General features: G+C 62.7%; 15 protein-coding genes. 5 read left to right on the forward strand and 10 right to left on the reverse strand.

What is annotated here, in order from left to right; all coding sequences use genetic code 11:
- Positions 1 to 77: 77 nt before the first annotated feature.
- Together IWX78_RS00130 and IWX78_RS00135 are read left to right on the forward strand one after the other, a co-directional pair.
- Positions 78 to 1,301, forward strand: coding sequence for an MATE family efflux transporter (locus IWX78_RS00130; protein WP_196831383.1), 1,224 nt, complete (start codon positions 78 to 80; stop codon positions 1,299 to 1,301).
- A 34-nt stretch (positions 1,302 to 1,335) separates the two neighbouring features.
- The gene (locus IWX78_RS00135; protein WP_196831384.1) at positions 1,336 to 2,355 is read left to right on the forward strand and encodes a glycosyltransferase family 4 protein; all 1,020 of its coding nucleotides are present in this window, start codon (positions 1,336 to 1,338) and stop codon (positions 2,353 to 2,355) included.
- Between the two features lie 136 nt (positions 2,356 to 2,491).
- On the opposite strand, the gene IWX78_RS00140 is transcribed toward IWX78_RS00135, so the two are convergent.
- The 3 genes from IWX78_RS00140 to IWX78_RS00150 form a co-directional block, all read right to left on the reverse strand.
- Complete coding sequence (locus IWX78_RS00140) at positions 2,492 to 3,982, reverse strand: sugar transferase (protein WP_196831385.1); 1,491 nt, start codon at positions 3,980 to 3,982, stop codon at positions 2,492 to 2,494.
- Positions 3,983 to 4,136: 154 nt separating this feature from the next.
- Positions 4,137 to 5,546: a polysaccharide biosynthesis tyrosine autokinase gene (locus IWX78_RS00145; RefSeq protein ID WP_196831386.1), complete on the reverse strand. Its 1,410-nt coding sequence runs from the start codon at positions 5,544 to 5,546 to the stop codon at positions 4,137 to 4,139.
- Between the two features lie 222 nt (positions 5,547 to 5,768).
- Positions 5,769 to 7,016: a hypothetical protein gene (locus IWX78_RS00150; protein ID WP_196831387.1), complete on the reverse strand. Its 1,248-nt coding sequence runs from the start codon at positions 7,014 to 7,016 to the stop codon at positions 5,769 to 5,771.
- A 164-nt stretch (positions 7,017 to 7,180) separates the two neighbouring features.
- Between IWX78_RS00150 and IWX78_RS00155 the strand changes: the two genes are divergently transcribed.
- Positions 7,181 to 7,912 (forward strand): CPBP family intramembrane glutamic endopeptidase, encoded by a 732-nt coding sequence (locus tag IWX78_RS00155; RefSeq protein ID WP_196831388.1) that lies wholly within the window; start codon positions 7,181 to 7,183, stop codon positions 7,910 to 7,912.
- A gap of 327 nt (positions 7,913 to 8,239) precedes the next feature.
- Positions 8,240 to 8,641 carry a hypothetical protein gene (locus IWX78_RS00160; protein WP_196831389.1) on the forward strand — a complete coding sequence of 134 codons (402 nt, stop codon included), beginning with the start codon at positions 8,240 to 8,242 and terminating at the stop codon, positions 8,639 to 8,641.
- 93 nt (positions 8,642 to 8,734) lie between these two features.
- Here the strand turns inward: IWX78_RS00160 and IWX78_RS00165 are convergent, their stop codons facing one another.
- The 3 genes from IWX78_RS00165 to IWX78_RS00175 all read right to left on the reverse strand — a co-directional run bounded on the left by IWX78_RS00165 (position 8,735) and on the right by IWX78_RS00175 (position 12,460).
- A complete protein-coding gene (locus tag IWX78_RS00165; RefSeq protein WP_196831390.1) occupies positions 8,735 to 9,520 on the reverse strand; it encodes a cohesin domain-containing protein in 786 nt (261 codons plus the stop codon).
- A gap of 12 nt (positions 9,521 to 9,532) precedes the next feature.
- A complete protein-coding gene (locus IWX78_RS00170) occupies positions 9,533 to 11,278 on the reverse strand; it encodes an amidase family protein (protein WP_196831391.1) in 1,746 nt (581 codons plus the stop codon).
- Between the two features lie 240 nt (positions 11,279 to 11,518).
- Complete coding sequence (locus tag IWX78_RS00175; RefSeq protein ID WP_196831392.1) at positions 11,519 to 12,460, reverse strand: hypothetical protein; 942 nt, start codon at positions 12,458 to 12,460, stop codon at positions 11,519 to 11,521.
- 123 nt (positions 12,461 to 12,583) lie between these two features.
- On the opposite strand from IWX78_RS00175, the gene IWX78_RS00180 reads away from it, so the two are divergent.
- Positions 12,584 to 13,552 (forward strand): diguanylate cyclase domain-containing protein, encoded by a 969-nt coding sequence (locus tag IWX78_RS00180; protein ID WP_196831393.1) that lies wholly within the window; start codon positions 12,584 to 12,586, stop codon positions 13,550 to 13,552.
- Positions 13,553 to 13,560: 8 nt separating this feature from the next.
- On the opposite strand, the gene IWX78_RS00185 is transcribed toward IWX78_RS00180, so the two are convergent.
- The 4 genes from IWX78_RS00185 to IWX78_RS00200 all read right to left on the reverse strand — a co-directional run bounded on the left by IWX78_RS00185 (position 13,561) and on the right by IWX78_RS00200 (position 18,563).
- On the reverse strand, positions 13,561 to 15,228 hold the full coding sequence (locus IWX78_RS00185) for a DUF4832 domain-containing protein (RefSeq protein WP_196831394.1): 1,668 nt from the start codon (positions 15,226 to 15,228) through the stop codon (positions 13,561 to 13,563).
- Between the two features lie 174 nt (positions 15,229 to 15,402).
- Positions 15,403 to 16,281 (reverse strand): carbohydrate ABC transporter permease, encoded by an 879-nt coding sequence (locus IWX78_RS00190; protein WP_334684463.1) that lies wholly within the window; start codon positions 16,279 to 16,281, stop codon positions 15,403 to 15,405.
- Positions 16,282 to 16,285: 4 nt separating this feature from the next.
- Positions 16,286 to 17,260 carry a carbohydrate ABC transporter permease gene (locus tag IWX78_RS00195; protein WP_196831395.1) on the reverse strand — a complete coding sequence of 325 codons (975 nt, stop codon included), beginning with the start codon at positions 17,258 to 17,260 and terminating at the stop codon, positions 16,286 to 16,288.
- 4 nt (positions 17,261 to 17,264) lie between these two features.
- Positions 17,265 to 18,563 carry an ABC transporter substrate-binding protein gene (locus tag IWX78_RS00200; protein WP_196831396.1) on the reverse strand — a complete coding sequence of 433 codons (1,299 nt, stop codon included), beginning with the start codon at positions 18,561 to 18,563 and terminating at the stop codon, positions 17,265 to 17,267.
- Between the last annotated feature and the right edge of the window lie 33 nt (positions 18,564 to 18,596).

An 18,596-nucleotide genomic window follows, 5' to 3' on the forward strand; every position in this document is an offset into this window, starting at 1 on the left:
TGGCCTGGTCTCGCTGGATTTCGACGTCGAACCTGCAAGCAGACTCAACCTACCTCAGCGTCTGGGAAGAAGGGCGAGTGACGAACGACGACGCACTTCCCGGCCCCCGCCGTGGTTTAGGAACTCAGGCCATCTTGCTCGCCGCCTCAACCGGGATAGCACAGATAATAACTGCGTTCCTCTTCATACTGGCCGCACGCAGCGCTGACCCGGCGGTCTTCGGCCAAGCGGTCGCCGCTATTGCCCTTGGCACGTCGCTGGTCGGCTTCGTCGACTTTGGAACGAACGGGCTCTGGGTTCGGGAGCTCGCCCGCGGCACGATTGATCGCGGCGATTTCTCCTCGCGCTTCGCGTCCAAAATCGTCATCGCTGCAGTCGCATCTGGGATGTTTACGGTTGGGGCGGTGGTGTTACTGCCGGAGGGCAGCTACTGGATGGCTGGTCCCGTGGCCTTGGCTCTACTACTCAACCAGAGTGTGCAGGTTCCTCTGCGTGCAATGGCTCGCGCTGAGCTCGTATCGTTCTCAGTTCTAGCCGATCGCATCTGCGCTGCCGCGGTGATGGCTCTTCTCTACTTATTCGGCGCTGATCCGTACGCGGTGCTTTGGCTGGCCATATGCGCCGGGTCAGTCGCCGCGGCCGTCATGGGGTGGATTCTCACACCTAAGGAACACCGCCCCCGCGTCCTAACCCGGCTCAGCATCAACCCCTGGCGAGGCGCTGGATACTATGGTCTCGGCTCGGTGGCAGTCGGCGCTCAGACGCTAGATTTGCCGATACTCGCAATGTCGGGGGGCTCTGTCGCAGCAGGTTTGTACGGGGCCGTCAACCGCTGGACACAACCCATGGGCTTGCTGGTCAGCGCCTTCGCGTCCGCTTCCGCACCGTTTGTCGCTCGAGCGAAGACATGGCATGAGGCGTGGGGCCTTATAAAGAGAGCTATCTGGCTGCCACTCGCCGCGCTCCTTTCATGTGTTCTTGTCGCTATCTTCGCGCCGCAGATCGTGGAACTCTTGATCGGCTCAGAGTATGAAGGATCGGCAGAAGTGCTGAGGTTCCTCGCGCTCGGCACAATTCCGGCTATCCTCAACCAACCTCTGGCGGTATTCCTGCAATCCATGGGTCACGACAAGCCGGTGGCCTTCGTGACGATGACTTCGGTGGCGCTCCAGCTCGCTTTTGTAGTCTTTTTTGGTGCAATGTTTGGGGCAGCAGGTGCCGCAATCGGCTTCGGGGTTGTGCAGCTTCTTAATCTGGTAAGCCTTGCATCAATCGCATGGGTCACGGCACCCCGTAAGTGACGCCTGAACAACTGTTCTTCTCTGAAAGGTCACAATGCATATCGTTCAAGTTCTCTTAAGCCCTCGAATCGGGGGAGCCGAGACGCTCGCATCGGAACTGGAGAAGTACTGGCTTGAGGCCGAGGTTACCTCAACGATCATCTATCTCGACCAAGATGATCGAAAGCTGTCTCCTTGGCGCCGCCTATATTCCCTTCGACGAGCTCTCCAGCACAGCGGTGCTGACGTGGTGCTATCGCACAGCGCTATTCCTAGCGTCTACGCGCGAATCGCTGCGCCGGCAAGCACACCGGTAATCCCAGTACTGCACAGCGCGGTAGATGATTTTCAATCGCGCCCGCTTCGTCTTGCCGAGCGAGCACTGCAAATGAGAACCGCGCGAGTCATTGCTGTGAGTACCGAGCAAGCCAACCGATATGTTGGGCACTTTCCCTCCGCGCCGCGGCCCACATGGATCTCCAACGGCATTCGAGAAGATTTTCCAGTCAAAAGCGAATTTCCTGATAGCCCGAGGACCGTGACGACGATCGCCCGTATTGCCGCGCAAAAACAACCGCGCCTCTGGATTGAGACTGCGGCTTCAGACGAGGTAGTCGCGGCGGGCCTGGAACTGAGCTGGTGGGGTCCCCTCACCACGGAGAGCGCGAATGACCCCGAGGTGAGCGAACATATCAAATCCAGCCGACCCGGCAAATTTATGGGACCGACGACCAGTCCCTCTGAGCAACTGCTTGAAACTGATATCTTCTTTCACCCTTCCGCAAACGAGGCGCACAGCATCTCTGTGCTCGAGGCTGCCGCCGTCGGACTTCCTATCGTGTGCCACGATGACATAGCCGTCTCCATGGGCCATGGACTCGCAAGTGCAACCTTTGGCGGCCCGGATGGCGCCTCGCCCGCACAAGCACTAGCAGACCTAGTAGACAACTGGCCAAGATCGACGCTAGATCGCGTCACCGTGGCAGAACTCGTTCGCGCCGAATTTGGCATGCAACACTGCTCGTCGAGATACCTTGAGGTGTGCCGCGAGGTGGTGAGGATCGCCGAGTCGTAGTTTGATAGGCAGCAACCAACTCGTTCCGAAGCTATCGAGAAGGTCTCCGCAGTCGCGGCTTATAGCCAACCAGTAACCCGATCAAGCCCACCTCAGACCAATGGCCCGATCGGTCGAGTTCTGAGCGACATTCGAGTTAGTACGCACCCTCGCTGGCAAACACAGCTCGCGCCGTTCGCCAGAGGATCACGAAGTCCCCCGCGATCGACCAGTTCTCCACATAGTAGAGGTCCAGCCGCACACTGTCTTCCCAAGATAGGTTCGACCGCCCGCTAACTTGCCATAACCCAGTGATTCCGGGCTTGACCAGGAACCTTCGATGAACGTGCTCCTCATAGTTGCCCACCTCACTCGCGAGCGGCGGGCGAGGACCGACAAGGGACATGTCCCCCGCCAGTACGTTGAGCAATTGCGGCAACTCGTCCAGACTAAGGCGCCGAAGGAACCTCCCTGTCCCGGTAATCCGTGGGTCCTCCCTCATCTTGAATAAGATCTGATTACCAGCGCTTCCGTCGCGCGTCTCGCTTAGAGCCGTCAAGCGGTCCTCCGCGTCCACTACCATCGAGCGAAACTTCAGCATGCTGAATTGCTCGCCCCTAATGCCGACTCGACGTTGTCTAAACAACACGGGCCCGTCCGAAGAAAACTTCACCGATGCGGCGACCAACAGGAGCACCGGGGAGAGCAGAACCAGAAGGACCGCGGCGCCGACTATATCGAGCGCTCGCTTAGCCACGACCTTCTGTCCGCTATAGCGCGGAGTTTCGACGTGTATCAGCGGTAGACCGGCGACGGGACGCGTGTGAATCCGAGGCCCCCCGATTCCAGTGAGACTCGGAGCAACCACGAGGTGCTCCCTGCCTGGCTCAAGCGACCAGCTAAGTTCCCTCACTCGATCCGGTGGAAGCTCGTCCGAACTGGTGATGACGACGGTGTCGGCACCGGTCGCTCGGAGCGACTCGCTCAGGCGAGACAGATTCCCAGAAATGGGTATCGCCGTACCGGGCAAGGTGTCGGCTACCAGCCCGCTCGGTACACAAGCGCCTACAACGAGATAACCAGCGTCCGGCTGCCGAGCAAGCTGAGCAGCCAAATGAGTCACCGACACCTCCGAGCCCACGAGAAGAACGCGGGACGAGTAGAGTCCTCGAGCCCGCTGAACCCCAAGCCATTGTCGCCACATCCACCGCGAAGCCATGAGCACAACGACCCCCGTGGGGAAGGCGAGCAATATATAACCTCGAGCAAGATCAACCTTGAACAGAAATGCCACGATTGCTACCGCACCGAACAGGCGCGTACTCGCCGTCGCGATGAGTTTGTATTCGGTCGCACCGACGCCAACTACCCTGTCAGATCGAGTGTCGAATATTTTGAGCGCGACCATCCAGCTTATGATTATCGCCACCGAAACAGCTGTGTAGCTAATCGCAATCTCGCCTCGGCTTCCGCTTACGCCTAAAGCCTCGCTTGAGAATCCGAGCCATGCGATCTGAACGCCGAAGACCACCCACACGAGCACCAATCCATCTGTGACAGCAAGGCGCGCCGCATACTTGTGTCGCCAGTCGCGCGACCGCGAACTCTTTGCAGATTCGTGCTCTGTGGAGCTTTTCGTGGTCATCATCCCCCGACCGTTCAAGCGAATGGTCAGCCGTGACCGTCGGATCAACTGTACTAGAACTAAGAACGACCACACGGCCCAAAAAGCAGCGAGCAATAGTGTCCAGACACCATAAGGCTGCCCGAGCAGGACTGTCTCATCCGGTCATTCAACTTCGCTATTTGCTTACCGTTGATAGTTTGAGTTCACTTTCGGTAGCGCCGTACGCCTCACCGTACGCGTAGCCGTACCGGCCATACCCGTATGCATCAGGACCCTTGGTTGGCAACATCGTCAAGACGAATCCTGATACCTCTGCTCCGACGTTCTCAAGGACCGTTACTGCGCTTCGAAGTTGGTTCCGATGGATCTTGCCGGCGGCCGCGACGACTATGGCGCCACCAACACTCTTTGCCAGGACAGCAGCGTCGGTTACTGGAAGGAGCGGCGGAGCGTCGAAGATAACAGCATCGAACTCTCGAGCAAACAACACAATAAGATCCGCCATCGCTTTGGAACCTAGGAGCTCACTTGGGTTAGGCGGGATCCGTCCCGCAGGCAGTACAAAGAGCTTCGATCGGCCCCACGGCTGAACGACATCTAGCAGTTCCGCCCGTCCGATTAGTACGTCTGTAAGTCCGACGGCTCCTTCGATACCCATGTACTCGGCCACCTTGGGGCGACGCAGATCGCCGTCCACCAGCAACACCCGCGCACCGGCATCCGCGAGCGCGATAGCCAAATTGGCCGACGTCGTGCTCTTCCCTTCTCCCTGGATAGATGAGGTGACCACGAACGTCTTACCGTGACTTCCGACGTCGAGGAAGGAAAGGTTGGTCCGCAACGCCCGAAATGACTCCGCGCGCGGACTTCGCGGATCTGACTGCACGATTAGTGGTCGCTGCTTGGCTTTAGGGTCAAACGCAATGCCACCAATGATGGGGGCGCTAACGATCTGTTCGAGGTCGCGCTCATTTCGGACCCGCGTGTCGAGTACCTCTCGCAACACGCCACCACCAATACCTAAAGCCAAGCCTAGGAGGGCACCCAATACCAGGTTCACCGAAACATTAGGGCTGACCGGTGCCGACGGGACGTCTGCTTCTTGAACCCGGGTTAACCGCACCGGAGATTCCGAGTCCTCGCCGGCAGGGGTTTCTATCTCCGCAACGGCTGAGGTCAAGCTGTCAGAAACCGCATTGGCAATGTCTGCGGCGACCACCGGGTCCGGATCAACAACCGTGATGTCGATGATGGTGGTGTCCAAAGCGGCCGTAACCGAAACCTGACGGGCTAGGACATTAGATGGGACGTTTAGATCGAGTTCGGCGATCACCGGAAGAAGGACTATCGGTGTGGTTGCAAGGTCCGAGTAAGTTTTCACCCTTTGAACTGTGAAGCTGTTGCCTTGCACCAGATCAGTCGCAGTTTGCCCGGAGGACGTCGAAACAAACACTTTCGATGACGCCTGGAACTTTGGAGTCTGCGCGATCGAAAAACCCGCCCCCGCACCAACCCCAACGATGAGTAAGAGGGTTATCAGAATCCAACTTTTGCGCAGGGTTCTAATGTAGTTGTGAAGCTCCACAGGGGCGGCCTTCCGTTGTCACGCAATGGGGGCGCGTATGCCCCTTCCGATTTTGTCACATTCCGAAGGCCTCGACTTCAGCTTGCACATCGAACGGCTAAGATTCCGAGCGACACTCGCCGCCTCAGCGTGATCAAAGTCCGCTCCTAACCTCTGGGCATGAACCAACGCTCGGCATCGCATCCCTCATCCTGCCTACGGTGTCAGCAACCCCACAGCCATTCAGCGTAAGACGGACGCCCGCCCAGTGGTGGGCGGGAGAGAAGCTGGCGCATCGATAGAAGCCGTTGCCGGCTGTGCACAGGCGTAAATGAGCCCCACCAACACGAAAACGAAAGCTGAACTACCGGGGGGTTGCGATAACAAAAGTGTAATGAAGATCAACGCCACCCCTGGCAACGCTTCTGAGCTCTGCACCCTGCCGACCATTGGCCACCAAATCGCGAAAGCGATGAGAACGAAATATGGAATCCCGTTTGACGCAATTGTCGAGATCATGTTAATCCCGGCTTGGGCGCCTCCTTCAACGGAGCCACCGAGGGGAGATTCGAAGATCGCGTTGATCCCTGCATTGGTTGCAATGCTTCGATCCGAAAGGGACTCCGCGTTGAACTCGCCCTTCTGAGCGAATCCCAACACCGGAGCGTTGAAAGCAACCCAGACGGCACCCAACACTGCGATTATCCCGATCAACAACCCCAAGTACTGTGTAGCAATGTTCTTCCACTTAACGCGGATGAATACTGAGACGACCAGAACCACAACGAATGCGCCAAAACTTGCGGTCGAGATAGTCCCTAGCAGGCCAACTACTAATAGGAGCCGCCCGAACAAGGGCGCTCGTCCTACGAGCGGCCACAAGAAATAGGCGACACCGCAGTACAAGCCCATCCATCCGGGTTCCCGGCCGAGCCCGGTAAGCCGTGGCATGGTTACTCCGAATATTGTCTGCGTGCCAAACGTTGGCGTAAACGGGAAGCTGATTCCAGCAATTCCACGCGCTGAAATCGGCACCCGTGCAAGCTCGAATGATCCAATTCCAGCGAACTGCCACACGAGGATAGTCACAAGGTACGAGGCCGACAGTGCAACAACCAAATAGATGAAGCCCCGAACCATGAATCTGAGGCGCCATTGGTCCGACGCAACGATCCCGACAGCGAGCACGACAGCGGCAGAGGTTAGAAGATCTTGAGCGACAACTTGCACTCGATCGCCGCCGGTGTAAGCAAGTCGGATCAGAATCCAAACAGTCGCGAGAGCTACGAAGATAGCGACGGTCCAAGTCGAGCGCGGAATATTGATGCGCCCACGATCGGCAGCGAACGCGAGAAAGCCAGCTCCAAGAATGATGATTGTCCCCGCAAGGGAGTAAATTTCCCCGAAGAGGTTGGGCCGGATCAGTGGGATCGCTACAACTACCAGGAGCGGTGGCACGAACGCGAAAGCTCGCGTCCGGTCAGTCTTCATCTCTGAAGCATATCCGCTCCACTACCGCGGCCAAGGCTAATCTCGACGCGCGGATGACACGTTCCCGACTCGAGGACACCGGGTGCACCGTCTTCGCCGGCTCGAGATGCTCAATGGCCTTGGGGACCGAATCGAGCTAGCCGACAGCCCGATAGGTTGAACACATGGGTCCCACTCAGCCAGCACGAGACATCCGGCAACGCTGGATGTTTGGCGAGGTCGTGCTCGGGCTAGCAGGCGCGCTTTCGTTGGCCGCATTCCTGAGCCTGGGGATCTATTCGGGGGCGCTAACAAAGGGCAATGGATCGCAGCTATTCGGTTACCTGGCCGTTTGGGTTCCGCTGCTCGGCGCCGTCCTCTATGCCACATACCGACGCGGACAATGCTCCCTCCGCCTCGACTTCGGCCTGAGGTCCACCTGGCTCGACATCCTTTTCGGGCTCACTCTCGGGTTCTTTCTCCGTTCGATCGCAACACTTGTCGAGATTCTCATCTACGGGCGCGCGGCGACCGGCGGCGCCACATTCGGACCGACCGTCTACGACATCTGGTGGGTGCTCCTCGCCGTTCTTGCCCCGGTGGTGATTGCCCCGGTGATCGAAGAGTTGTTCTTCCGTGGGCTACTCCTGCGAGCTGTCATGAAGGCATCCGCTCGGTCGACAGCGACCTCGTCACGCATTCCGGCCGTCATCGCGATCGGGGTCAGCTCGCTCGTCTTTGCCGCAGTTCACATGCTTCAGACCGGGGGTGGAGCGCCGATGGCCGTGGTCGGGATATCCACTCTCGTCGTCGGCATCGGCCTGGGAACACTTGCCGCTGTAACTGCACGCCTGGGCGGGCCGATCATCGCTCACGTGACGTTCAACGGACTGGGTGTGCTCGCGACTCTGCTCTGATCCGGTGCAGTGTTGCGTGTTGCGTGTTGCGTGTTGCGTGTTGCGTGTTGCGTGTTGCGGCGACGTAAACACTGCGTGTCATGTGCCGGCTCAGCTTGGAAAACCCGTCCGACCACCCGCACACTGGCTAGACGGCCAGCCCTGGGGGGAAACGATCATGGTGACACTCGCAAGACGATGCACGCAGCACGGACTCGTCATGGTCACGCACGAATGGCAGGACGGGGTGGAGCGCGCCCACGTCTGGTGCCCAGTATGCGAGCCTGTTCGGCAGCACGGACTCGAACAGCGCTGATTGCGGAAGAACAGCATGGCTAGGCTGAACCGATGGACGCATACGCAGCCAACTCGTGGGGATGGCTCGCCCTCGCCCTCGTCAACGCCGGCCTCGCCGAACAGAAGAACCGGTCACGCCTCGCGTGGTTCTTCCTCTCCCTCTTCCTGGGACCGATCGCCACCCTGCTGATCGTCATCTGGGCACCGCCCGAGACGATCACCGACCCCGTACCGCCGATCCAGCTCTCGACAGGCATGCTCGCCATCGGCACGTTGCTGACGCTCGGCGGCGGCATCCTGGGGTTCCTGGCCTGGACCTCAGAGCTCTGGGCTCTCTGGGTCGCCTCCACCGTGTTGATCATCGCGGCACTGGGGTGTTTCGTCGCGTTCATCGTTCGACGACCGGCTGACGTTGTTGAAGCTCGCGCGCGATTGAGTGCGCGCGAGGAGTAGACGGTCACCGTGTGGGTCCCTCGACCACCGGCAGAACAGAAGTGGCGGCCGACCCGAGGGTCAGCCGCCACTCCTCTTTACTTGTGTCGCGTTCTACTCGGTCTGGCTCGCCTGACGACGACGCACTCCGAGTACGAGCGCCGCACCCAACAGGAGCGCCGCCGCACCCGCGACGAACGGCCACGGAGCGACATCCGCACCGGTGTCAGACAGGCTGTCTCGGTCCGGTCCCGACACGGGGTCAGAGTCCTCGCCCGCCGGTGAACCCGGCGTTGACGGATCCGTACCTCCCGGCGGAGTTACCGGGCCGGCGGGAGCCGTCACCGTGACATCCGCCGTCGCAGCGTCAGCCGCCACAACCGACACTGCATCCGCTCCCACGAGCTCGACATCGAGGGCGAGGGACGCATCGCCCGCGCCGATCGCCTCGAACGAGAGTGTTGCGAGAGTCAGATCGCCCGCCGCACTCGGCGAGGTGCCGAGCTTGGTGTGGACGAATTGCACGCCACTTCCGGTGACCGACGCACTGCTGGTTCCCGAGATCTCCGTCTCGGCACTGCCGTCGACGTATTCGAGCACGGCCGGGTCGAACCCGAGCAGCAACTCGTAGGCGTAGACATCGACGGCGCCGGTCGTCGAGACCGTGACGTCGACCGTGTCACCGATCTCGACCGTGGCATCCGACACCGCGACCGTGAAGGTCGCCGCACTCGGAGCCGCCGTCGCCGACAGCGGCGCAGCGAGCACGAGCCCGCCCACCATCACGGCGAGCGCCGGAACTGCGAACCCGGCTCGCTTGCGGTTGCTCACCGTTGGAGACATGGACTGCTTACCTTTCGTTCCGAGGACGGATGCCTCGTTCTCTGTTGTGTTGCGCAAGATCGTCACGTTCTAACCCGCCAATGCCGGGAAGAGAACGGGAGACGCGCGGTGCTGCGTGGCCTGCTCGTAGTCGAACGCCAGCCCAAGAAGCGTGCTCTCGGCATAGGAGCGGCCGAGGAACTCGATGTTCGACGGAGCCCCGTCGATCTGGCTGCCGTCGATCGCCGTCGACGACGTTCCCATCGGAACGGTGATTGCCGGCATACCGCTGTAGGGGCTCAGTCGGTTGTTCGCGCCGGTGCTGTACTGGCCCGTCGTGGTCGGGTAGACCATCGCCGAGACGCCGTAGCTGTCCATCGCGCTCGTCAGAACCACCTCGCCGTTGGCGATCTCAGCGTTGTGCTGGGTCATCCAGGCCTGGTACTTCTCCTCGGTGATCGCCTCACGCGCGTTGTAGGTGCCGACGCGGGAGGTCTGGTAGTCGCCTGCCGCGATCACCTCTGCGAGGGAGGAGTACGGCACATCTGGGTCGGTCACGAACTTGGCGAAGTACTCGTTGAGGTCATGCTTGAACTCGTTGGTACTTCCGCTCGAGTACCCCTGAACCGTTGAGAGTCCAGGAATCTCCATCTCGACGACGGTTGCGCCCTGCGCTTCAAGGTCAGCGATCGCTTCGGCAAACAGCCGTTTGACGGCAGCGTTGTTGCCGACGATCGACGGGACCCAACCGATCTTGACGCCCTCGAGGCTGGAGGCGTCGAGCGACGCGGTGTACGACGTCGGAATGTTGCCGTCCGACTCCGCGGTGATCGGATCCTCCGGGTCATAGCCGACGACGGAGTCGAGAGCGATGGCCGCGTCAGAGACGGTGCGGGTCATCGAACCGCCGGTGTCTTGCGACAGCGCGAGCGGGATGATCCCGTCACGACTCGCGAGGCCCACCGTCGGCCGCACACCCACGAGCTGGTTGAACGACGACGGAACCCGGATCGAACCACCGGTGTCGGTACCGAGGCCGATGACGGCGAGGTTCGCGGCGATGGATGCGCCGGTTCCGCCACTCGAACCGCCGGCGTTCTGGTTGCGCACGTACGGGCTGTTCGTGACACCGCCCAGCGAGCTGTCGGTGGTGAGGTTGAACGCGAACTCGTCGAGGTTGGCCTTGGCCAGAATGACCGCACCGTCGGCGCGCAGCTGTTCGACCATCTGCGAGTCGGCATCCGTCTGGTTGTTCTTCAGACAGGTGCACCCTGCTGTCGTCGGCATGTCGACGGTGTTGTAGTTGTCTTTCGCGATGACCGGGATGCCGTGGAGCATGCTCCGTGGACCATCGGCGGCGCGTTCCGCGTCGAGTTCGGCGGCGATCGTCAGCGCATTGGCGTTGACCGAGATGATCGAGTTGAGCGTCTCACCCTGGTCGTCGTAAGCGGCGATCCGGTCGAGATACATCCGGGTCAGCGAGACGGCGGTGAGCGTGCCGGAGTTCATCGCCTTCTGGATGTCGAGCGTGCTCGCCTCCACTGCAGAGAACGGCCCGTCGTCGTAGAGCGCGCGCTGCGACAGCGTCGCGACATCGGTGAGCTCGATCGTGCCGTCGGCGTCGAAGTCGGCGGCGGCGACCGTCGACCACGTCGCGTCAGCCTCGGTGGCGCCGAGCGCCTCCATCAGGATGGCGATGTCGGCCTCGTCGACGGCCTGGTCGCCGGTGAGGTCGGCCTCGGTATAGAAGGGAGCAAGGTACTGCAGTCCCGTGCTGTCGGGTGCTGCGATGGCACCGGTCACTCCGCCGAGACTGGTGGCTGCAATCGCAACCATGGCTCCGGGCAGAAGGACCAGTTTTCGGAATCGGTGCCGTGATGGCTGACTCAAGGTGTTCCTCTCAGGGGCAAACAAGGGAACGGGCGCGAGAAGACGCGCCACGACACCGGCGAACTGCGGTGTGTGATCACACTCACAGGGCGGTATTGCGGCGGTGTAACAGCAGGATTTCCGGGATGCTCGAACGGCACGCGGATCGGCGGGGATGCCAGGCTGCGGGTCGGCGAGTACTGCGAGTCAGCGCGTGCCGCTCACGAACCAGTCCAGGACTCGCAGCGCGCGGAGGGTGGTCCACCGGCTGGGCTCCCCCTCTGTCTCCAGCTCGAAATGCACCGCGCCCGGGTGCGCGTTCTCGAGCAGCCACCGGCCGTCAGCCCCGCGCTTGTTCTCCACCAGACCGATCACCTCGTCCAGACGCGGGTCGGGCACGACCTCCGCCGCACGCAGATAGTCGAGACCCCGCAATGCGTCATAGAACCAGCGGGGAGGGAACGAGAACCGGGCCCAGTCGAGGTCGGGGATCTCTCCCGTCGACAGGCGGCGGAGCATCCGTCGTTCGAGGAGATATTCCTCGGCCCGGTGCCGCGCCGCGGTGACCTCGGCGGTCGCACCCCGGATGCGTTCGTGTTCGAGCAGCCCTTCGAGCACACAGATCGTCGAATGGAACGATGACCGGGTCGAGCCGTATTCGGCGTCGCAGTTCCAGCCGCCGTCGTCGAGCTGCTCGGTGAGGAGCCGGTCGACGATGCCCTGCACGTTCTCGCCGAAGTAGTCGCCGATCGCCACCACCATGCCGTTGACGCAGGGCTCGACCTCGCCGTCAAAGTAGCGCTGGTCGGCGTGCTCCCAGCTGACCTTCTCGCGAACGAGATCGATGGCATGGCGAGCTCGAGGGCCGGCCGGATCGAGGCCGAACTCGCGGAGGAGCACGAGAGTGTGGTGGGTGGCTGTCCAGGGTTGGCCGGGAGCATCCGGATCGCGGGGCTCGGCCGGGTCGTAGGTGCCCCCGGCCCAGTGCCCGCTGGGTTGCTGCAGCGCGAGAAGGTGTGCGCCCCAGCCCTCGGTCGCGACCCGGGCCCGCTCAGCGGCGACGGCAGCGGCGGGTTCGTCGAGCAGGTCGCGCATCACCTGCCAGCGGATCGCCGGGTCGGAATCGAGCAGCCAGTCGGTCACGGTCATGCGGGGCAGTTTAGAGGGCGGGGTGTTGCGGAGTGAAGGGGGCGTGGGTGTTGGGCGACCGGCGTCTGCCGCGTCGGCATGAGAGCATGGGGGTGCCGCCCATACACGGCCCTGGGAGCACCGATGATGAATGCGCACTCGACCGATGCTGACGACCAGAGCGGAGCATCCGGTCGTCCATCGCCTCTTCCAGACAAACTCCTCGCCCTCGCGCTCGACGTGGTCTCTGAAGGCTCCCTGATCACCGACGCACAGCAGCGCATCATCTATGCGAACAACGCGATCACGGCTATCACGGGCTACTCCGCCGCCGAGATGCTCGGCAGAAGCTGCGCCCTGCTGCAGGGCGCAGGCTCCGACCAGGCGACCATCCAGCGGATGCGCGACAGCTTCACCTCCGGCGAGACCTTTCGCGGCGACATTCTCAACTACCGCAAAGACGGCACCCCGTTCTGGAACGCCCTGACCATCACGCCGCTTCGGGATGCCGCCGGCACGACGACACACTTCGTCAGTGTGCAGCGCGACATCAGTCCGCTGATCGAACTGCAGGATCGGCTCAGGCACCAGGCCACCCACGACCCGGTGACCGAGCTCCCCAATCGCAACGCACTGCACGAGCACCTCGTCGCGGCCCTCGCGCGAGGGAGCCGGGCCGGAACATCCGTCGCCGTCGGCGCGATCGACCTCGACGACTTCAAGAGCGTGAACGACACCCACGGTCACCCGGTCGGCGATGCCGTTCTGCACGAGTTCGCCCGCCGAGTGAGCGGATGCATCCGCGATGGTGACATGCTCGCGCGCGTCGGTGGCGACGAGTTCATCGTGGTGCTCGAGGGGATCAGTTCGTCACATCCCTCCGACGATCTCCGCGCCATCATGAAGCGCGTGGACGCGGCGATCTCGGCGCCGGTCGACATGGGCGACGGTGTGGTGGTGCGGAACGCCCTGAGCATGGGCATCGCGCTCTCCCCCGGCCACGGCACGCGGCCGGCCGACCTGCTGCGGGTCGCCGACGAGACGCTCTACGGCGTGAAAGCCCGCAAGGGCGACCGCTCCCAGTGGTGGGAGCTGGCCGCCCTCGACGGGTGAGCGCGTCCTCAGACCGAGTGGGTACGACGTCGGCGGGCGACCAGGGCGCCCGCTCCCGCGAGGACCGCTCCGGCTGCCAGGATCGCGAAGCCGATCGGGTTGCTGTCGCTCCCCGAGTTCGCGAGTGAGCCGTCGGCACCCGTCGCGTTCTCGTCGTCGACCGCTGCCGGGTCGTCGGAACCGGTGTCGTCAGGGTCTTCTCCCGGAACAGCGGGCCCCGAATCCACCGGGCCCGGAAGCACAGGCGACGCCGCGATCGTCACCGACTGCTGCAGATCGTTGAGACCGGATGCCGCATCCCAGGTGCCGACGTTGGCGGTCTGGATCGCGAAGCGAGCATCCGCGCTGGTTCCCTCATCTGCCGACGGCAGCGCGAGGTAGGTGTCGTACTGCCCGGCGGGCACGTCGGCGAATGATGCCGTCAGTGTCGTCGTCGTTCCCGGCAGCCAGTCGCGGGCGTCTGCTCCGCTCGCGAACGGCAGCTCGAACCGGCCGGCGTCACCCTCGAGAACAAGCACTGCAGTTCTCGGGTTGTATGGCGCCGCCCAGCCGTCGTTGCGCACTCCGACGGAGATCTCGCCCGACTCGGTCGACACGGTGCTCTCGGTCAGGGTGAAACGGTAGCCGAGACTGCGAGCGGTCTCGGCGATGCCGTCTTCGCCCCAGCTGTTGAGCACGTCCTGGTTGTAGTCACGGTTGAGGTAGCTGTAGTTGTAGCGCGCCATCTCGGCGGATGCGCTCGGCCACTCGGACCGCGGCGGGTTCACGTTGCAGGTCTCACCACCGATGGGCACGTAGAGACTGTCGGCCTCGAGGTACTCCTGGTCGAGCTCGATCGGGTCGGAGAGGAACGTGCCCCAGTCATCCGGAGCGGCGAGGAAGCAGTCGTTGTGGTGACCGACCCGGGCGATCGGGGTGGTGCCCCGGGCCTCGTCGGCGGTGACGGCGCTGTCTGCACCGCTCGGAACACCGAGGAGCTGCTGCTTCGACAGCATCGTGCGCACCTGCACCGACCGGTTATCGGGCAGGGCGTCGAGCAGCGCCTCGGTCACGGCGGAGCGGTTCGCCCAGTCCGCTTCGGTGACGACGCCGGGGTTCGCCGGGTCGGCGACGAAATGGTCGGTGTAGTAGCCCTCGCCCCAGAGGCCGATCAGCCCGTTCTGGACGACGGGAATCACATCGGCATTGGCCTGCAGGATCGGGGCGAGCTGTTCGATATGCGCGAGCACCACGTCGACCGGTGCGTCACCGTACGGCGGTTCGTACGGAAAATCGCCGCCCTGCACATACGCGAACCGGGTGATCACCGAGATACCGGCATCCCAAGCGGTGTCGTAGTCGGCCTGAACGAGGTCGAGGAATGCCTCGTCGAGCTCAGGCGTGTTCGCAAACTTCTCGAGGTAGAACACCCGGAGGATCTGGGTGATCCCTTCGGTACGGAACTGCTCGATCGCGGCACCGTCGAGCGGTGTGTAGCCGGACCCGTCTGCCCGGTAATGCGTCTCGGTGTGGTGGTAGAACCCGCGCTCCGGGTTCGCGATCACCTCGGTGCTCGCCTCGTAGCTGACCGTGACGTCACCGGGTGCAGCCACCGCCATCGATGGAGCGCTGAGAGCAGCGACAGCCGCGATGGCCACCCCAGCCGGTATGAACGTACGACGTTTTCTCGTGTGCATTACTTTCCCCTTAGTTGTGGCGGTGGCGGGCACGAGCGTGCCTGCAAATTCAGGAGATTCTCGCGACACGCCGAATTGAGAGCGCTCCCAGACGGCGTGTCGCGACAGATCTCCTGAATTTGGAGTGGTGGACACACGGTGGGCTCCAGCCTTCACGCTCTCGACCACCGCGATCTACTTGAGCCCGCTCGATGCCAGGCCGTCGATGACCCGACGCTGCAGGATGATGAACATGATCAACACGGGAGCCATGGCAAGCAGGCTCGCGGCCATCACCACCGGGTAGTCAGTCGTGCGGTCACCGATCAGCGTTGCGAGTCCGGCTGAAAGCGGCATCCGATCGCTGAATGTCGTGACGACGAGCGGCCACAGCAGCTCGTTCCACGACCACAACACCGTCGTGATCGCGAGCACGCTGATCGTCGGGCCGGAGAGCGGCAGCATGACCTTCCAGAACACCTGGAACGGGTTCGCACCGTCGAGACGTGCCGCCTCTTCGAGCTCCTGCGGCATCGCGAGGAATGCGGTGCGCATGAGGAAGGTGCCGAACGCGCTGAACAGGCCGGGCAGCACCAGGCCGGAGAGCGAGTTGAGCAGTCCGAGGTTCTGCACGATCTGGTACTGCGACAGCAGGTAGACCTGCGACGGCACCATGAGGATCGAGAGCACCAGCGCGAGCAGCAGGCCCCTGCCCCTGAACCGCATGCGGGCGAACGCGTAGCCCGCCAGGGTGCAGAACAGGATCTGGGCGATCGTGCGGATCACGGTGATGAGCACCGACGTCGTCAGCTGGTCGAGAAAAGGCAACCGGGTGAACACGGCGGCATAGTTCTGCCACTGCAGCTCGGACGGCCAGAACACGGGTGTGACGCTCTGCACCTCCTGGTTCGTCGACAGCGACATGATGATCTGCCAGAGGAACGGAAAGGCCATCACCGCTCCGCCGATGCCGAGCACCAGGTGGGCGACGACATGGGAACCGCCACGACGGCGGGGCTTGCGACGTGGGGTCACCGGGTTGCGCGCCGCAGGAGGAACGCGAACGGATGTCACTGCCTCAGTCAACTTGGACCCACCGTTTCTGCAGACGGAACTGAATGGCTGTGACGATGCCGATGATCACGAAGATCACCATGGCGATCGCCGCCGCGTAGCCCTTGTCGTTGTTCACGAAGCCTTCGCGGTAGAAGAAGTACACGAGCGACATGCTCTTGGGCAGCACCGGGTTGGAGCTGCCGAGGATCGCGTAGAGCAGGTCGAAGACCTGGAAGCTCGAGATGATCGTCACGATCGTGATGAAGAAGATGCTCGGGGTGAGCAGTGGAACGGTGATCGACCGGAATTGCCGCCACCGGCTGGCACCGTCGAGTTCGGACGCCTCATACATCTCGGGCGGGATGTTCTTCAGCCCGGCGGCGAGCACGATCATGGCAAACCCGAGCGACGACCACAGGCCGACGATCGCCACGGCGACGGTCGCAGCTCCCGGGGTGCTGATCCAGTACGGCCCGTCGATGCCGAGAAAACCGAGCCCGTAGTTGAGCAGTCCGAAGTCACCGTTGAAGATGATGCGCCAGACCATCGCGATCGCGGTCGGCATGGCGACGTACGGGAGGAAGAACAGCACCCGGTAGAGCGACGCGAACCGCAGGCCGGGCAGGTTGAGAAGGCTGGCGAGGAACACCGCGATCGGGATGCCGAGCATCACGATCGCCGTATAGAGAAGGGTGTTGCCGATGGAGAGGTACAGAGACGGGTCGGCGAAGAGAGTGACGTAGTTCTCGAACCCGGCGAAGTCCCAACCGCCGAATGCTCCCCAGTCGGTCAGAGAGTAGAACGCCGTCTGGAGGATCGGCCAGAAGTAGAAGACCGCGATTCCACCGACGAGCGGGGCGAGGAACAGCCAGGGCCAGAACCCGTCGCCTGATGGGCGTCGGCGACGAGCCGGTGACGGCGCGCCCCGCCCGGCCCGCGCCGCCTCGACCGAACCGGTCGGGGCAGGCGAGCCGGGCGTCTGCGTGGTGGAGGTCACTGGTTTACTCCTCGGCGAGCGCCGCGTCCATCTGTTCAGCGAGTTCTGCAGCGACCTCAGCGGTCGGGCGCTCTCCGGCGAACGCCTGAGGCAGGAGTTCGGTCTCGAGAGCGTTCCAGGCGGCGGAGTTGTTGCTCACCGGAAGCGGCTGCGAGTAGTCGACCGCGTCGAGGAAGACCTGCAGGTTGGCATCCGGCATCGACGCGGTGAAGGCATCCTGCGTGTCGGTGTATGCGGGGATCATCGCACCGGCGTCGCCCTGCTGCTGCTGTGCTTCTTCGCTGGCGAGGAAGGTCTGGAAGGCCTGAGCGGCCTGCTTGTTCTCGGATGCCGCTGAGACGACGTTCGAAACACCGTGGATGACGGTGGCCTGCTCCTCACCTGCCGGCAGCGGAAGGACGGTGACGTCTGCGGCAAGTTCGGTGTCGGTGAGTGCTGAACGGAACCAGCTGCCGCCCCAGTACATGGCGAGCTTGCCCGAGGTGAACCACTGGTCGGCTGTGGTGTCAGTGAGCTGCTGGATGGTCGGTGACCCGCCGTTCGCGATGAGGTCGGTCCAGAACTGGATGCCGGCCTGCGACTCCTCAGATGCGTAGCCAGAGGTGTCGCCGTCGATGACGGAACCGCCGGCCTGGAGGATCGTGTTGTAGTACGTGGTCTGGCCGTCCATACCGCCGGCAGCACCGTAGATGCCCTGGCCTTCGAGGGCCGTGGAGATCTCGGCAGCGGTGGTCTGGAACTCGTCCCAGGTCCAGTTGCCGTCGGGGAGTTCGACGCCGGCCTGCTCGAACAGCGCCTTGTTGGTCCAGACGCCGATCGTGTCGAAGTCCTTCGGAACCCCGTACTGCACGTCGTCGACGTTGTAGAGGCCGACGAGCGACTCGGGGTAGTTCGCGAGGTCGATGTCATCGGCCTCGACAGCACCGGTGATCGGTTCGAGCTGTCCGTTGGAGGCGTAGAGGCCCACGTTGGGTCCGTTCATCCAGAACACATCGGGGAGAGTGTCGCTCGACGCCTGGGTCTGCAGTTTCGTCCAGTACTCGGCGAACGGGGTGACGTTGACGTTCACCTCGATGTTCGGGTACTCCTCGTTGAACGCCTCGATGTTCTCTTCGACGGCGGCCACCTGGTTCTGGTCCCAGAGACCGTAGGTGATGGATGCTTTCAGGTCGGAGTCCGGCGCCCCGTACTCCGACGCGTCACCGCCGCCGTCTGAGCTGCAGCCGCTGACGGCGAGGAGAAGGCCGACAGCGCCGGCCACGCCGGCGGTGATCCGCCTGCGAGGGGTGGGTGAGGTGGTCATGGGGGGTCCTTTCGAAGGGGAATGCGTCGAGTG

This window comes from Mycetocola sp. CAN_C7, from assembly GCF_015752285.1.
GTDB lineage: Bacteria > Actinomycetota > Actinomycetes > Actinomycetales > Microbacteriaceae > Mycetocola_A.

Coding starts and splice junctions, on each gene's coding strand:
- IWX78_RS00135 (WP_196831384.1), top strand. CDS start 1,336: ATGCATATCGTTCAAGTTCTCTTAAGCCCTCGAATCGGGGGAGCCGAG.
- IWX78_RS00140 (WP_196831385.1), bottom strand. CDS start 3,982: ATGATGACCACGAAAAGCTCCACAGAGCACGAATCTGCAAAGAGTTCG.
- IWX78_RS00150 (WP_196831387.1), bottom strand. CDS start 7,016: ATGAAGACTGACCGGACGCGAGCTTTCGCGTTCGTGCCACCGCTCCTG.
- IWX78_RS00155 (WP_196831388.1), top strand. CDS start 7,181: ATGGGTCCCACTCAGCCAGCACGAGACATCCGGCAACGCTGGATGTTT.
- IWX78_RS00160 (WP_196831389.1), top strand. CDS start 8,240: ATGGACGCATACGCAGCCAACTCGTGGGGATGGCTCGCCCTCGCCCTC.
- IWX78_RS00170 (WP_196831391.1), bottom strand. CDS start 11,278: ATGGTTGCGATTGCAGCCACCAGTCTCGGCGGAGTGACCGGTGCCATC.
- IWX78_RS00175 (WP_196831392.1), bottom strand. CDS start 12,460: ATGACCGTGACCGACTGGCTGCTCGATTCCGACCCGGCGATCCGCTGG.
- IWX78_RS00180 (WP_196831393.1), top strand. CDS start 12,584: ATGATGAATGCGCACTCGACCGATGCTGACGACCAGAGCGGAGCATCC.
- IWX78_RS00185 (WP_196831394.1), bottom strand. CDS start 15,228: ATGCACACGAGAAAACGTCGTACGTTCATACCGGCTGGGGTGGCCATC.
- IWX78_RS00200 (WP_196831396.1), bottom strand. CDS start 18,563: ATGACCACCTCACCCACCCCTCGCAGGCGGATCACCGCCGGCGTGGCC.